Annotated in this window: 16 protein-coding genes; 10 read left to right on the forward strand and 6 right to left on the reverse strand. The window is 71.5% G+C overall.

Annotated features, from left to right (window positions below; genetic code table 11):
• Positions 1-31 precede the first annotated feature (31 nt).
• Positions 32-553 carry a hypothetical protein gene (locus EIZ44_RS01310; protein ID WP_134727459.1) on the forward strand — a complete coding sequence of 174 codons (522 nt, stop codon included), beginning with the start codon at positions 32-34 and terminating at the stop codon, positions 551-553.
• A 62-nt stretch (positions 554-615) separates the two neighbouring features.
• Here EIZ44_RS01310 and EIZ44_RS01315 read toward each other — a convergent pair whose 3' ends face one another.
• The gene (locus tag EIZ44_RS01315) at positions 616-1,350 is read right to left on the reverse strand and encodes a dienelactone hydrolase family protein (protein WP_134727460.1); all 735 of its coding nucleotides are present in this window, start codon (positions 1,348-1,350) and stop codon (positions 616-618) included.
• A gap of 231 nt (positions 1,351-1,581) precedes the next feature.
• On the opposite strand from EIZ44_RS01315, the gene EIZ44_RS01320 reads away from it, so the two are divergent.
• Complete coding sequence (locus EIZ44_RS01320) at positions 1,582-2,484, forward strand: NADP-dependent oxidoreductase (protein WP_134727461.1); 903 nt, start codon at positions 1,582-1,584, stop codon at positions 2,482-2,484.
• Between the two features lies 1 nt (position 2,485).
• On the opposite strand, the gene EIZ44_RS01325 is transcribed toward EIZ44_RS01320, so the two are convergent.
• On the reverse strand, positions 2,486-4,174 hold the full coding sequence (locus tag EIZ44_RS01325; protein ID WP_205673007.1) for an MFS transporter: 1,689 nt from the start codon (positions 4,172-4,174) through the stop codon (positions 2,486-2,488).
• A gap of 132 nt (positions 4,175-4,306) precedes the next feature.
• Here EIZ44_RS01325 and EIZ44_RS01330 point away from each other — a divergent pair, with 132 nt between their 5' ends.
• Positions 4,307-5,371, forward strand: coding sequence for a zinc-binding dehydrogenase (locus tag EIZ44_RS01330; protein WP_134727462.1), 1,065 nt, complete (start codon positions 4,307-4,309; stop codon positions 5,369-5,371).
• Positions 5,372-5,384: 13 nt separating this feature from the next.
• Here EIZ44_RS01330 and EIZ44_RS01335 read toward each other — a convergent pair whose 3' ends face one another.
• The 4 genes from EIZ44_RS01335 to mrf are packed head-to-tail and all read right to left on the reverse strand — an operon-like array spanning position 5,385 to position 8,135.
• The gene (locus EIZ44_RS01335; protein ID WP_134727463.1) at positions 5,385-6,479 is read right to left on the reverse strand and encodes a GTP-binding protein; all 1,095 of its coding nucleotides are present in this window, start codon (positions 6,477-6,479) and stop codon (positions 5,385-5,387) included.
• Positions 6,476-6,634: a 50S ribosomal protein L32 gene (rpmF, locus tag EIZ44_RS01340; RefSeq protein WP_037805693.1), complete on the reverse strand. Its 159-nt coding sequence runs from the start codon at positions 6,632-6,634 to the stop codon at positions 6,476-6,478. Before rpmF ends, EIZ44_RS01335 begins: the two co-directional genes overlap by 4 nt.
• Positions 6,634-6,897 carry a type B 50S ribosomal protein L31 gene (locus tag EIZ44_RS01345; RefSeq protein WP_134727464.1) on the reverse strand — a complete coding sequence of 88 codons (264 nt, stop codon included), beginning with the start codon at positions 6,895-6,897 and terminating at the stop codon, positions 6,634-6,636. Before EIZ44_RS01345 ends, rpmF begins: the two co-directional genes overlap by 1 nt.
• A complete protein-coding gene (gene mrf, locus EIZ44_RS01350) occupies positions 6,894-8,135 on the reverse strand; it encodes a ribosome hibernation factor-recruiting GTPase MRF (protein ID WP_134727465.1) in 1,242 nt (413 codons plus the stop codon). Before mrf ends, EIZ44_RS01345 begins: the two co-directional genes overlap by 4 nt.
• 78 nt (positions 8,136-8,213) lie before the next feature.
• Here mrf and rpmB point away from each other — a divergent pair, with 78 nt between their 5' ends.
• From rpmB to cobA, 7 genes are all read left to right on the forward strand, one after another.
• Positions 8,214-8,450 carry a 50S ribosomal protein L28 gene (gene rpmB, locus EIZ44_RS01355; RefSeq protein ID WP_009078885.1) on the forward strand — a complete coding sequence of 79 codons (237 nt, stop codon included), beginning with the start codon at positions 8,214-8,216 and terminating at the stop codon, positions 8,448-8,450.
• Complete coding sequence (gene rpmG / locus EIZ44_RS01360; protein ID WP_037805699.1) at positions 8,451-8,618, forward strand: 50S ribosomal protein L33; 168 nt, start codon at positions 8,451-8,453, stop codon at positions 8,616-8,618.
• Positions 8,618-8,923 (forward strand): 30S ribosomal protein S14, encoded by a 306-nt coding sequence (gene rpsN, locus EIZ44_RS01365; RefSeq protein WP_037805700.1) that lies wholly within the window; start codon positions 8,618-8,620, stop codon positions 8,921-8,923. Before rpmG ends, rpsN begins: the two co-directional genes overlap by 1 nt.
• Entirely contained in the window at positions 8,920-9,165 is a 246-nt protein-coding gene (gene rpsR, locus EIZ44_RS01370; protein WP_037805702.1) for a 30S ribosomal protein S18, read from the forward strand. Before rpsN ends, rpsR begins: the two co-directional genes overlap by 4 nt.
• 95 nt (positions 9,166-9,260) lie before the next feature.
• Positions 9,261-10,322, forward strand: coding sequence for an AAA family ATPase (locus EIZ44_RS01375; protein ID WP_134727466.1), 1,062 nt, complete (start codon positions 9,261-9,263; stop codon positions 10,320-10,322).
• On the forward strand, positions 10,319-12,211 hold the full coding sequence (locus EIZ44_RS01380) for a vWA domain-containing protein (RefSeq protein WP_134727467.1): 1,893 nt from the start codon (positions 10,319-10,321) through the stop codon (positions 12,209-12,211). Before EIZ44_RS01375 ends, EIZ44_RS01380 begins: the two co-directional genes overlap by 4 nt.
• Before the next feature lie 138 nt (positions 12,212-12,349).
• A complete protein-coding gene (gene cobA / locus EIZ44_RS01385) occupies positions 12,350-13,576 on the forward strand; it encodes a uroporphyrinogen-III C-methyltransferase (protein ID WP_037806542.1) in 1,227 nt (408 codons plus the stop codon).
• The last annotated feature ends 9 nt before the right edge of the window (positions 13,577-13,585 follow it).

The raw sequence follows: 13,585 nt of genomic DNA on the forward strand, positions 1-13,585 counted from the left end.
TTTCGGGTGTTGCTGGCTGCCCTTGGCCGCGGTGAAGTACTTCGCCGTCGGTCTCGGCCGGGCTATTCCGTTGCCCGAGATCCTGTACCTCGCTCCGGCGTGGCTGCTCGCCGCGATCGGGACCGCGGTCAGCGCGCGGATGGCGACGCGCAGGCTGGGCCGGCGCGGCACGGCCGGGTGGGCAGTGGCCACCGCTGCGGCGATCGCGCTGATGGTCTGTGTCAACTGGGTGCACTTCCATGCCACGACCTGGTACGCGATGCACCGGTCGGAGTACGCCGCCGTGCTGCGCGATGCCGAACACCGCGTGCCGACCGAGCCGTTGCCCGAAGACGTCTTGTCGATCGACACCGGGAACGGCCCGCGGGTGTGGTATATCCGCGTCTGGAAGGGGTTTCTCGCGTGCTCGGCCGGATACGCGCACTTCGACGGTTCCCCGGAGAAGTACATGCCCGGCGTGGTGATCGACTCGCACGACTACCTCGACGACGGCCTGGGCTGCGCCCTCCGTCCCACCGTCGAGGTCGGCGACGGCTGGTGGTGGGTCGAGTAGCGGCCGGACCCGGCGCCCGGTCGTGATCCAGACCGGTGCGCCGGGTCAGCTGTTCAAGGCCCTCAGCCGCGGGGCAAGGCGCGTCCGAGGAGCGGCACCAGGCTTTCCCAGTGCTGCCGCAGCGCGGCGGGATCGAACGTGTCGGTGTCGGCCATGGTGAAGCCGTGGACCGTGCCGGGGTAGATCTCGGACGTGCAACTGACCCCTGCGGCATCGAGCGCGCGGTTGAGTTCGGCGAGAGTTTCCGGCGTCAGATCCGATGCGGCGTGGCCGAAGTGCGCTTCCGCGGTGATCCGGGAGAAGACGTCCGGCCCGGCCGCGCCGACCGGGGCGTGGAATCCGGCGACGGCGGCCACCTGATCCGGATGGGCCGCGGCGGTGCGAACCGCGAGAAGGCCGCCGATGCAATAGCCGGTGACCCCGACCGGCCCCGCGCTGACTTCGGGCTGGGCGGCGAGGAATTCGAGATAAGCGGCGGCGTCGCGAAGGACCAGTTCGGGGGTGTGCGCTTCGATCATGGGCAGCACGCGAGCGAAAACCCCGGGACGCTCCTCCGCTCCGATGAACTCCGGAAGTTCGAGCACTGGCGCCGGGCCGTGCCGGTAGAAGTAGTTGGGCACGAGCACGTAATAGCCGTGTCCGGCCAGTTCTCGGGCCATCTCCCGGATTGCGGGCCGGATCCCGAAGCCGTCGGCGTACATCAGCACGCCGGGGTGTGGCCCGCCGTCGGCGGGGAACGCGGCGAACGCGTCGGCCTGGCCGTCAGGGGTGGGGATCCGCAAAGTCTTGTCGGGCATGAATTCTCCTGTCGTCGGTTGAGGTGGCTGTCAACACGACGAAGCAGGCGGGGCCCGCGCGGCGCTCAGGAGAGCGCCGGGTAGCCGATCCGTGAGTGGCGCGAGGCCGTCCCGGTAGTCATCGCTGATCAACCTAGCCCATCGCGCGGCGCCGGTCGACCCCGCGGCTTGACGTCAAGTCCGCTTGATGTCGAACACTGGCGGTGATCGACACGAGCGCTGGAGGCGGCGATGAGCAAGGCGATGGGGTTCCGCGAACTGGGCGGGCCGGAAGTGCTGCGGCTGGAGGAGGTGGCGGAACCGCGTCCCGGGCCGGGGGAGGTCCGGATCCGGGCGAAGGCGGCGGGGGTGCAGGCGTTCGACATCGCGGTGCTCGCGGGGCTCATCCCGGTGCCGGAACCGGGCGCGTTCACCGTGCCGGGCAACGAGTTCGCCGGAATCGTCGACGAGGTCGGGGAAGGCGTCGAAGGGTTCGCGGCGGGCGGCGAGGTGCTCGGCTTCGGGCGGCTGGGCGCGTATCAGGAACTGGTCGTCGCCGGAGCGGACCAGGTGGTGCCCAAGCCACCGGAGATGCCGTGGGAGGTCGCGGGTGCGTTCACTGCGGCGGCGCAGACGGCTGAGATCGCGATCGAGCGGATCAACGTCGGTCCCGGCGACACGGTGCTGGTGCACGGCGCGGCAGGCTCCGTCGGGGCGATGGCGGTGCAACTGTCCCGGTTGCGTGGCGCGAAGGTGCTCGGCGTCGCGCGTCCGGCGTGGCACGAGCAGGTGCGGGCGCTCGGGGCGATTCCCCTTGCCTACAGCGAGGATTTCGTCGAACGGGTGGCTCCGCACGGCGTCACGGCGGCGATCGACGGGGTCGGCGGCGGCGCGCTGGAGTACACATTGGACCTCATCGAGGACCGGTCCCGGATTCTCACCCTGGTCGAGCACGACCGCGCCGACGAGCTGGGCATCAAGCTCACCGTGAACGACCGCTCGGCGGTTCGCCTCGCGCGGTTGGCGGGCCTGTACGCGAAAGGCGAGCTGACGCATCGCATCATGGCGACCTTCCCGCTCGCCGAAGCCGCCGAAGCGATGCGGACCTATCAGGCGGGCAACATCCACGGCAAGATCGTGCTCACGATGGACTGACCTAGTCCTGGTGGAAGTACCGCTTCCCTCGCGACGCGGACGCCAGCGCGGCGACCAGCGCCATCACCGCGGCCGCGACGAACACGGTGACCAGTCCGTCGTGGAACGGCCCGGAAATGAGGGTGGGGAAGAACTCCTTGCCGGTCAGTGCGGCGGAATCGGCGGGGGAGAGCTGGCCGAGCACGCCGGGGCCGACCAGGTGCGCCACCGGGTTGCTGCCCAGGAACGCGGCGAAGAGGGTGCTCACCGGCGGCAGCTGGGCGATGTTCGCGGCGACGTCCGCCGGGACGCCGTGCGCCTGCAGCCCGCCGGTGAGCGTCGCGGGCAGCGACCCGGCCAGCCCGGCGATCATGAGCGAGAAGAACACGCCGATGGACAGCGACGTCCCGGAGTTCTGGAACGTCGAGCGCATGCCGGACGCGACGCCGCGCTGGTGGTCCGGCACGCTGCTCATGATCGCCGAGGTGTTCGGCGCGGAGAACATGCCCTGGCCGATCCCGCTCAGCACGAGCAGCAGCGCGAACGCCGGGTAGCTGAAGTCCACCGGCAGCGCGAGCAGCCCGAGAAAGGACCCGGCGACCAGCAGCAGGCCGCCGGTGGAGAACAGCCGCGCGCCGAACCGGTCGGAGAGGAATCCGGACACCGGGCCCGCGATCAGGAACCCGGCGGTGAGCGGCAGCAGGTAGATCCCGGCCCACAGCGGGGTCTGCTCGTAGTCGTAGCCGTGCAGCGGGAGCCAGATCCCCTGCAGCCAGATGATCAGCATGAACTGCATCCCGCCGCGCGCGATCGCGGTGAGCAGCGCGGCGAGGTTGCCGGCGGTGAACGCGCGGATGCGGAACAGCGACAGCTGGAACATCGGCGACGGCACCCTGGTCTCGATCACGCAGAACCCCGCCAGCAGCGCGATCCCGGCGCCGAGCCCGCCGAGCACCCACGGGTTGCCCCAGCCGGTGGCCGCGCCGCCGTAGGGCTGGATGCCGTAGGTGATCGAGGCGAGGATGACCGCGGTGCCGAGCGCGAAGGTCACGTTGCCGCCCCAGTCGATCCGCGACCGTTGCGGCGTGCTGATCTCGCGCAGGCTGCGGATCGACCAGACGGTGCCGAAAATGCCGAACGGCACGCTCACCCAGAACACCGCGCGCCAGTCGAGTTCGGCCAGCAGCCCGCCCGCGACCAGGCCGAGGAACTGCCCGGCCAGCGCGGTGATCTGGTTGACGCCCAAGGCCATTCCGCGCTGTTCGCGCGGGAAGGCGTCGGTGAGGATCGCGGCGGAGTTCGCGGTGAGCATCGCGCCGCCGACGGCCTGCACCACCCGCCAGCCGATCAGCCACAGCGCCCCGCCGCCCGCGTGGAACGGGTCGAACGACAGCGCCACCGAGGCGGCGCTGAAGATCACGAACCCGATGTTGTACATCCGGACGCGGCCGAACATGTCGCCGAGCCGCCCGAGCGTCACCACCAGGACCGCGGACACCAGCAGGTAGCCGAGGATCATCCACAGCAGGTAGCCGATGTTGGCCGGGGCCAGCGGGTCGAGCCCGATGCCGCGGAAGATCGCCGGCAGCGAGATGATCACGATCGACCCGTCCAGCGCCGACATCAGCACGCCGAGCGTCGTGTTGGAGAGCGCGACCCACTTGTAGCGCCCGCCGTGCCGTGCCTGGGTGTCGATCGTCCGGTCCGCCACAATCGACAGCCTAGACTGATAAACCTAGCCTGTTCAACTCGTGCGAAACGGACGAACCATCCTGGTAGCGACGGACTCCTGGCTGCCCTTCCCGTTTGTGTCGACGATGGGGGCGGGACGAAGGAGGATTCGGTGAAGGCTGCTGTGCTCAGGGAATTCGGGCGCCCGTTGTCGGTCGAGGAGGTCGCGGAGCCGGTGCCGGGCACCGGGGAAGTGGTGGTGGACGTCGTCGCGGCGCCGGTGCTGCACTACACCGCCGAGGTGGTCAGCGGCGCCCGGCGGTACGCGCTGGAACTGCCTGCGATCCTGGGCACCGGCGCGGTCGGCCGGGTGCGGTCAGTCGGCCCCGACGCGACGAAACTCCGGCCGGGCGATTGGGTCCGCTGCGATCCGACCGTCCGCTCCCGCGACGACGCGGTGACGCCGGATGTCGTCCTGCAAGGTTTGACGGCGCGCGGCGACGGGGGACTGGCTCTGCAGCGCCACTTTCGGAACGGCGGGTTCGCCGAGCAGATCATGGTCCCGACGGAGAACGCGGCCCCGCTGGGAGAGATCGACGAGGCCGACGCGGGCCGTTGGGCCGCGCTCGGGATCTGCTTGGTGCCGTACGGCGGACTGCTCGACGGCGGATTGCAGCCGGGGGAAACGGTGCTGGTGAGCGGCGCGACCGGCACGTACGGCGGGGCGGCGGTGGCTGTGGCGCTCGCGATGGGCGCGGGTCAGGTGATCGCGCCGGGCCGGAACCGGGCCGCGCTGGCCGATCTGGAACGGCGCTTCGGCCACCGCGTCCGGACGGTCGTGGTGAGCGGCAACGAAGACGAGGACCGCGAGGCCATGCTCTCCGTGGCGGGACCGGTGGATCTGGTGCTGGATCTGCTGCCGCCGTCCGCGTCGGTCGCCGCCGTGCGCGCGGCCGCGATGACGGTCCGGGAGTTCGGCCGCGTGGTGCTGATGGGCGGGATCGGGGACGACCTCGCGCTGCCGTACCCGTGGCTGATGCTGAACAGCGTGACGGTGCGCGGCCGGTGGATGTACCCGCGCGACGCGGTGCCGAAGCTGATCGCGCTGGCGAGGTGCGGACTGCTGGACTTGACGCAGTTCTCGGTGGACGAGTTCGCGCTGTCCGCGGTCGGCGAGGCGGTGGAGCACGCGGCTGCGGTGGGTGGCCGGTTCCGGCTCACGGTGGTGCGGCCGTGAGCCGGAACTGTCCTTAGTGGACGTGGACCGGTTCCCATTCGGGGAACGGGTCGTCGGTGGCGGGGGCTTCGGAGAGGCAGGTTTCGAGCGCGCCGAGCAGCGCGGCGTGCTCGAGCCCGACGCCGATGAACACCAGCTCCTGCCGCGGCCCGTCGGCAACGCCCTGTGGCTCGAACCGCGCGACGCTGCCTGCCTGTGACCACAGCCCGAGCGTGCCCGGCCGGGTGCTGAGGCTGAAGAATCCCTTCGACCGCAGCACCGTGCCGAACTCGCCGGAGTCCAGTCGCGAGGTCACGAACTCCCACAACCGCACCGGGTCGAACGCGCGCGCGGAGCGGAACACGACGCTGGAAATGCCGTACTCCTCGGTCTCCGGCACGTGATCGCCGTTCAGTTCCGCCACCCAGCCCGGCGCTTCCTGCGCGCGTTCGGCGTCGTACCGGCCGGTGCCGAAGACCCGCTCCAGCGGGACCCGGCCGAACTCGGCGGACACGACGTCGGCGGCCGGGTTGAGGCGGCGCAGGGAGGCGAGCAGCCGGTCCCGTTCGGCCGGGGTGACGAGGTCGGTTTTGTTCAGCAGCAGCACGTCGGCGAACTCCACCTGGTCCATCAGCAGGTCGCTGACCGTCCGCTCGTCGCCCTCGTACTGGTCCAGCCTGCGCTCGGCCAGGCTGTCCCCGCGCGCCAGTTCGCGCGCGAAGTTCGCCGCGTCCACCACGGTGACCATCGTGTCCAGCCGCGCCGACGACAGCACCGGGGAGCCGTCGTCGGCGGGGAAGGAGAACGTCGCCGCGACCGGCATCGGCTCGGAGATGCCGCTCGACTCGATGAGCAGGTGGTCGAACCGGCCGTCGTCGCACAGCCGGGCGACCTCGTCGAGCAGATCCTCGCGCAGGGTACAGCAAATGCACCCGTTGGTCATCTCGACCAGCCGCTCCTCGGTCCGCGACACGCTGTCCCGCACGAGCGCGGCGTCGATGTTGACCTCGCTCATGTCGTTCACGATCACCGCGACCCGCAGGCCCTCGCGGTTGGCGAGGATCCGGTTGAGCAGCGTGGTTTTCCCGGCGCCGAGGAATCCGGAAAGGACAGTGACCGGGACGCTCACCGCTCGAGCCGCTGGAAGTGCTTGATCAGCTTGCGCGGCACCAGTTTCCGCTCGCCGTCCACGACGATCGGCACCAGGTCCGGCGCCGCCGCCTTCCACTGCGAGCGGCGGGACCGGGTGTTGCTGCGGGACATTTTCCGCTTCGGGACGGCCATCAGCGCGCACCCCCTGCGCGGCGCTGCCCGTACCGGCGGTGGAACTTCTCGACCTGGCCCGCCGAGTCGAGGATCCGCTGGGTGCCGGTCCAGAACGGATGCGACCACGAGCTGATGTCCACCACCACCAGCGGATAGGTGTTCCCGTCGGACCATTCGATGGTCCGGTCGGAGGTGGCGGTGGAGCGGGTCAGGAACGCGTCGCCGGTCGACGAGTCCTTGAAGACCACCGGGTGGTAGTCGGGGTGGATGCCGGGTTTCACAGGGTTTCGTCCTTCTGGTTGGCGGCGTTCGCGTGCCGGTCGGGTTCTTCGGTTTCTTCGCAGGGGTCCTCGTGCCAGTCCCCGAACGGGTCGGGGTAGGCGCGCCAGGCCGCTTCGCCTTCGGCGAGTTCGGCGTCGGTGAGCAAGGCGGCTTGCAACGCGCTCTCGATTTCCGCGGGAGCGGCTTGGTCGGTGACGATCACCAGCTCCTGCGCGCGGTCGCCGTGCACCGGGTCCCAGCGCAGCGAGGCGAGCGTGCGGCGTTCGGGGGAGACGTCGGCCCAGTCCGGTCCGTCCGGCGAGGCGAGCCACGGGCCGGCGTGCCCGATGCCGAGCCCGCCGCCCGCCGATTCGATCCAGAACGCGACGTCCGGCTGACTCGCCACCCAGGCCCGGCCACGAGTGCGGACCACGCCGTCGAGCAGCAGGTCGATCGCCTCGTGCAGCCGCTCCGGATGGAACGGGCGCTGCGCGGTGAACCGCAGCAGTTCGATGCCGCAGTCCGGGTGCAGTGGCGGAGCGCCGCGCAGCAACGCGCCGTGCAGGTCGGTGACCTCGCCGCGGCGGGCGTCGGCCGGGATCGCGGCGAACAGCCCGGCGGCGTCGGTGCGGGCCAGCTCGACGCGCGGGACGGACGGCGCGACCCGGTCCAGCACCGCGGCGGATTTGGCCGCGCACCACGCGTCCGGCGCGGCTCCGGCGAGCACGAGCACGTCCGCGGATTCCACTTGGGACAGTGCGACCTGCGCGACCGTCCGCTCGTCTTCGGGGCTGCCCTGCAGGCCGCGCTCGGCGAGCAGGTCGTCGCCGGTGACGTCGGCGAGCCAGGTCGCGCAGTCCAGCACGGTGAACACCGCTTCGAGTTCGACGTCGTCGCTCACCGGGCGGTCGCCGACCAGCACGTTGCGGATCGCCCAGCTCACCGGCTCCGGCTCCATCGCCTCGTCCAGCCGCACCACGATGCGGTCGACCTGCGGCATCCGGGCCAGCCGGCGCAGCAGCGGCAGCAGGTCCTCGCGCAGCGTGCAGTTGACGCAGCCGTGCGCGAGTTCGAGCGGGGTCAGCTCGTCGCGCCCGCGCAGCAGGATCCGGCGGCGGACGACGCCGGAACCGATGTCGCGCAGGTCGTGGTGGACGACGGCGGTGCCGGGGCTCGCGCGGAGCAGGAGCGCGGCGAGGTCGCCGGTGCGGGCGATCCCGCTGCAGAGCACGAGCGGGACACGCGGACGTTGGGGCACTGGATCTCCAGACGACGGGGCGGGGTACGGTGACGAGCGTAGTTGAACATGAATGTCACTATCAACTTGGGAGGGTCCGTGTCAGCCGTGTGCCAGGTCACCGGCCGCAAGCCGGGCTACGGCAAGCAGGTCTCGCATTCGCACCGCCGCACGTCGCGCCGGTGGGAGCCGAACCTGCAGACGCGCCGCTACTACGTGCCGAGCCTCGGCCGCACCGTGCGGCTCAAGGTGTCGGCGAAGGGCATGAAGACGATCGACAAACGCGGCATCGACGCCGTGGTCGCCGATCTCGTCGCGAAGGGAGCGAAGTTCTAGATGGCGAAAAGCACCGACATCCGGCCGATCGTCAAACTGCGGTCGACCGCGGGCACCGGCTACACGTATGTCACCAAGAAGAACCGCCGCAACAATCCGGACCGGATGGTGTTGCGGAAATACGACCCGGTGGCGCGCAAGCACGTCGAATTCAAGGAAGAACGCTGATGGCGAAGAAGTCGAAGATCGCGAAGAACGAGCAGCGGAAGGTGATCGCCGCGCGGTATGTGGAACGCCGGCGCGCGCTCAAGGCGGTGATCGCGTCGCCGTCCGCCTCGGCCGACGAGAAGGCGGACGCAGTGGTTGCGCTGCAACGGATGCCGCGCGACGCGAGCCGCACGCGGATTCGCAACCGCGACGCCGCCGACGGCCGCCCGCGCGGATACCTGCGGAAATTCGGGCTGTCCCGGGTGCGCATGCGGCAGATGGCGCACAACGGGGAACTGCCCGGCGTCTCGAAGTCGAGCTGGTGATCGCCGTGCCCAAACCGGACCGCACGCCGCGCCGCCGCCCGAATCCCTTCCATACGGCCGGAATCACCCAGGTCGATTGGAAAGACGTCGACCTGCTGCGGAAATTCATCTCCGACCGCGGCAAGATCCGGGCCCGCCGGGTCACCGGATTGACGCCGCAGCAACAGAAACAGGTGGCCACCGCGATCAAGAACGCACGGGAGATGGCGCTCCTGCCGTACCCGACGGCGGCGCGGAGCTGAAAAAACCGGATGCGGGCAGCGGGCCGGGCGCGGGACGATAACGGCACGAAACGGGCGTCGCACGTGGATGTCCTGAAACCGGAAAGGTCCGCGTTGTGCACGCCCAGCTCACGGTCACGCCTGCCCAGCTGCCCGACATCCTGCTCACGACCGCCGTCGTCCGGCCGGTCTTCCTCTGGGGCGCGCCCGGAATCGGGAAGTCGTCGCTGGTCCGGGAATTCGCGGCGGCGCTCGGCCTCGAATGCGTGTCGCTGCTCGGCACCCAGCTCGCGCCCGAGGACCTGATCGGCGTCCCGCAGATCGCCGACGGCCGCAGCCGGTTCTGCCCGCCGGAGCAGATCGCCCGCGACGAGCCGTACTGCCTGTTCCTGGACGAGCTCAACGCCGCGTCGCCGGACGTGCAGAAGGCGTTCTATTCGCTGATCCTCGACCGCCGGATCGGCTCCTACGAGCTGCCGCCCGGTTCGGTGGTGATCGGCGCCGGGAACCGCGCCACCGACCAGGCGCTCGCCCGGCCGATGGCCTCGGCGCTGGTGAACCGCCTGGTCCACCTCCACCTGCGCGCGTCGGCGGGCGACTGGCTCGCCTGGGCGGCGGGCAACGACATCCACCCGGCGGTGGCCGAGTACCTGACCCAGCGCCCGGACCACCTGTGGAGCCAGCCGCCGAAGACCGAGGAACCGTTCTCCACGCCGCGGTCCTGGCACATGCTGTCCGACCTGCTGCACTCGGCGGGCGATCCGCTCGACGACGAGACCGTCGGGCTGCTCGCGTACGCCACGCTCACCCCGCGGCACGCCGGAGCGTTCCGGTCCTACCTCAAGGTCGCGCGGCACGCCTACGACCTGGAGGCCATCCTCAAGGGCGACGCGCGCTGGCCCGCCGAGCCGGACGAGCGCGACCTGCTCTACTTCCTCGCCGAGACGTTCCGCGTCCGGCTGGCCCGCGACCTGCCCGCGGACAAGCGGCACGCGTCGTCGGCGGTGCGCCAGTTCGCGTTCCGCGCGAAGAGCCTGCTGGTCGAGCTGGCGGAGATCTCGCTGGAGATGGCGCAGCTGGTGATCGCGGACGACGAAGCGGGCAACCCGCGCCTGCCTTCGTGGTTCCTGGTCGAGGCCGCGCGCGACTTGCCGCGGCTGGTGGCGGCTCGGGCATGAGCAGTGTCCGTTCCGACGCCCGCCTCCGCGAACGCCGCAACAAAGCGATCGACGCGGGCTGGGCACTGGTCCGCGCGAACACCGTGCTGAAGCGGCTCGCGGAGCGCGCGAGCCTGGACCGCACCAGCCTGACCGGCTCCGAGGCCTGGGCCGTCGTCGCCGACACCGGACTGATCACCGCGAACCGTGCCCGCGACGCCGATCCCGCCGAGTGGGCGTGGGTGTTCGCGCATCTGCTGCTGCATCTCGGCCTCGGCCATCTGGACGAGGAACAGCTCGACGAGGCGGACGCGATCACCGCTGACCGCGCCGTCGAGGCGAGCTACAGCGCGGCGTGTTGCGTTGCGGTGCACCGGTTCGCGGAGGCGGTACGGGTCGGGACGCCGCTCACGCTCCTGCCCGAACTTCCCGGCACGGACGAGCTTTCCCTTGCCCGCGCTTGGCGCGACACCGGCGTCCCGGAGGTCTTCCGTGCGCTCGGCACCGGCGGCGACCGGCCGTGCCTCGCGCTCGCGGAGCCGCCGAGCCGCTGGCACGTCCAGTACCACGGGAAGTCCGCGCCGTGGACCGAGCGGTTCGCGCAGGGCCTGATCGCCTCGGCCACCGAGGCGATGGAGCGGGCCGCCGACGCGCGCGGCCAGACCCGGCACCGGCGGACCCTGGGGGAGTGGGACCGCGCGCTGGGCTGGTTCGCGTCGTCGTTCCCGCTGCTGGGCGCGGTGGCCGCCGGGTTCACGCTGATCGCCGATCCGGAGGTGGTCCGCGCCTGGGACATCGCGGTCGCGGCGGTCGACGCCGAACACGGCGAGATCTACGTCAACCCGCACGCCGCGCTGACCGCCGAGGAATGGCGGTTCGTGCTCGCGCACGAGATGCTGCACGCCGCGCTCCGGCACGACCGCCGCGCGCTCGGCCGCGACCCGTACCTGTGGAACGTCGCCTGCGACTACGTGATCAACGGCTGGCTGGTCGTCCTCGGCGTCGGCGAACTGCCCGGCGACGGGCTGCACGATCCGCAGCTCGCCGGGCTGTCCGCGGAATCGGTGTACGACACGCTGACCACCGACCTGCGCCGCGCCCGCAAACTGCGCACGCTGGGCGGCCGCGAGGCAGGCGACGTCCTCGGCGACTGGCTGTCCGAACCGGACGCCGCCGCCCGCCGCTCCTCGCGCCGCGCGGAACCCAAGCCGCTGCCGTGGCGCGAGGGCGACCGGGCCGGCGGCGTCGACCTGGACGAGTTCTATCGCCGCGCGCTCAGCCAGGGCCTGGTCTATCACCACGCGCAGGGCCGCGGCCTGCTGCCGCTCGGGCTGGAACAGGAGATCCGCGCACTGGACCACCCGCCGCTGCCGTGGGACGCGCAACTGGCCCGGTGGTTCGACGAGCACGTCCGGGCCGAGCGGCCGGTGCGCAGCTACGCGCGGGCGTCGCGCCGCCAGTCGGCGACGCCGGATATCCCGCGCCCAGGCCTGGTCCGTCCGGAACGCGTCGACCGCCGCGCGACCTTCGGCGTCGTGCTGGACACGTCCGGGTCGATGAACGCGGAACTGCTGGGCAAGGCGCTCGGCGCGATCGCGTCGTACGCGCGGGCCCGCGACGTCCCGGCCGCCCGGGTGGTGTTCTGCGACGCGGCGGCTTACGACGCCGGATACCTTGCGGTGGAAGACATTGCGGGCCGGGTGAAGGTCCGCGGCCGCGGCGGCACCCGCCTGCAGCCCGGGGTCGATCTGCTGCGTCGCGCGCCGGATTTCCCGGCGGACGGCCCGGTGCTGATCATCACCGACGCGCAGTGCGACCACGTGCGGCCGTTGCGGGAGCACGCGTTTCTGGTTCCGCGCGGCGCTCGGCTGCCGTTCGTGCCGCGCGGTCCGGTCTTCCGGGTGGAGTGACCGACGATGCGCGGACCCGTCGGTGACATGTCCGAATTGCGAAGCGCGCGGGCGGACTCAGCGGCCTGAGCCACACTCCGGCGTGGCATGACCCACGCTCGCCGTGCGAGACCGCGCCTCGCCCATATGCTTCCGCGCATGGACGACCCGCACTACCTTTCCGGCCTCAACCTGACCGGCCGCCGCGTCGTGGTGTTCGGCGGCGGTTCCGTCGCCCAGCGCCGGCTGCCCCGCCTGATCAGCGCGGGCGCCCGCGTCGAACTGGTGTCGCCGCACACGACGCCGTCGGTGCAGGGGATGGCGGACGCGGGCGAACTGGTGTGGCATCAGCGCCGCTACGCCGAGGGCGACCTGAAGGACGCCTGGTACGCGCTGGCCTGCACGAACGACCCGGAGACCAACGCCGCGATCTGTGCCGAGGCCGAGCGGGAACGCGTCTTCTGCGTCCGCGCCGACGAGGGCGAGTCCGGTTCGGCGGTGACCCCGGCGACCGGGCGGCACGGCGGTCTCCTGTTCGGCGTCCTGTCCGGCGGCGAGCCGCTCCGCTCGGCCGCGGTCCGCGATTCGATGCTGGACGGCCTGCACGCGGGCACCATCGAGGACGGCCGCCAGCCGCATCCGGAAGGCACGCTGCCCGGCGTCGCGCTGGTCGGCGGCGGGCCCGGCGACCCGGACCTGATCACCGTCCGCGCCCGGCGGCTGCTCTCGCGCGCCGACGTCGTGGTCGTCGACCGGCTCGGCCCGCGCGATCTGCTGGACGAGCTCGCGCCGGAGGTCGAGGTCGTCGACGCGGCGAAGATCCCGTACGGCCGCGCGGCGAGCCAGGACGTGATCAACCGGACGCTCATCGAGAAGGCCAAGGAAGGCAAGTTCGTCGTCCGGCTCAAGGGCGGCGACCCGTACCTGTTCGGGCGCGGGTTCGAGGAGGTCCAGGCGTGCGCCGAGGCGGGCGTGCCGGTGACCATGGTCCCGGGCATCACCTCGGCGTTCGCGGTGCCCGCGGTGGCCGACGTGCCGGTGACGCACCGCGGGGTCGCGCACGAGGTGGTCGTCGTGTCCGGGCACGTCGCGCCGGGGGACGAGCGGTCGCTGGTGGACTGGTCGCTGCTGGCCCGGATGCGCGGGACGATCGTGCTGATGATGGGCGTCGAACGGCTGCCGAAGTTCGCCGCCGCCCTGCTCGAGGGCGGCCGCCCCGGCGACACGCCGGTCGCGGTGATCGAGGACGGGACGATGCGGACCCAGCGGGTGCTGCGCTCGACGCTCGCCTCGGTGGCCGAGGAAGCGGCGGCCGCGGGAGTCCGCCCGCCCGCGGTGATCGTGTTCGGCCCGGTGGCCGGGCTGGACCGGAATCAGCCCGGATAACGCAGACAG

Source organism: Amycolatopsis nivea (assembly GCF_004522235.1).
Taxonomy (GTDB): Bacteria; Actinomycetota; Actinomycetes; order Mycobacteriales; family Pseudonocardiaceae; genus Amycolatopsis; species Amycolatopsis nivea.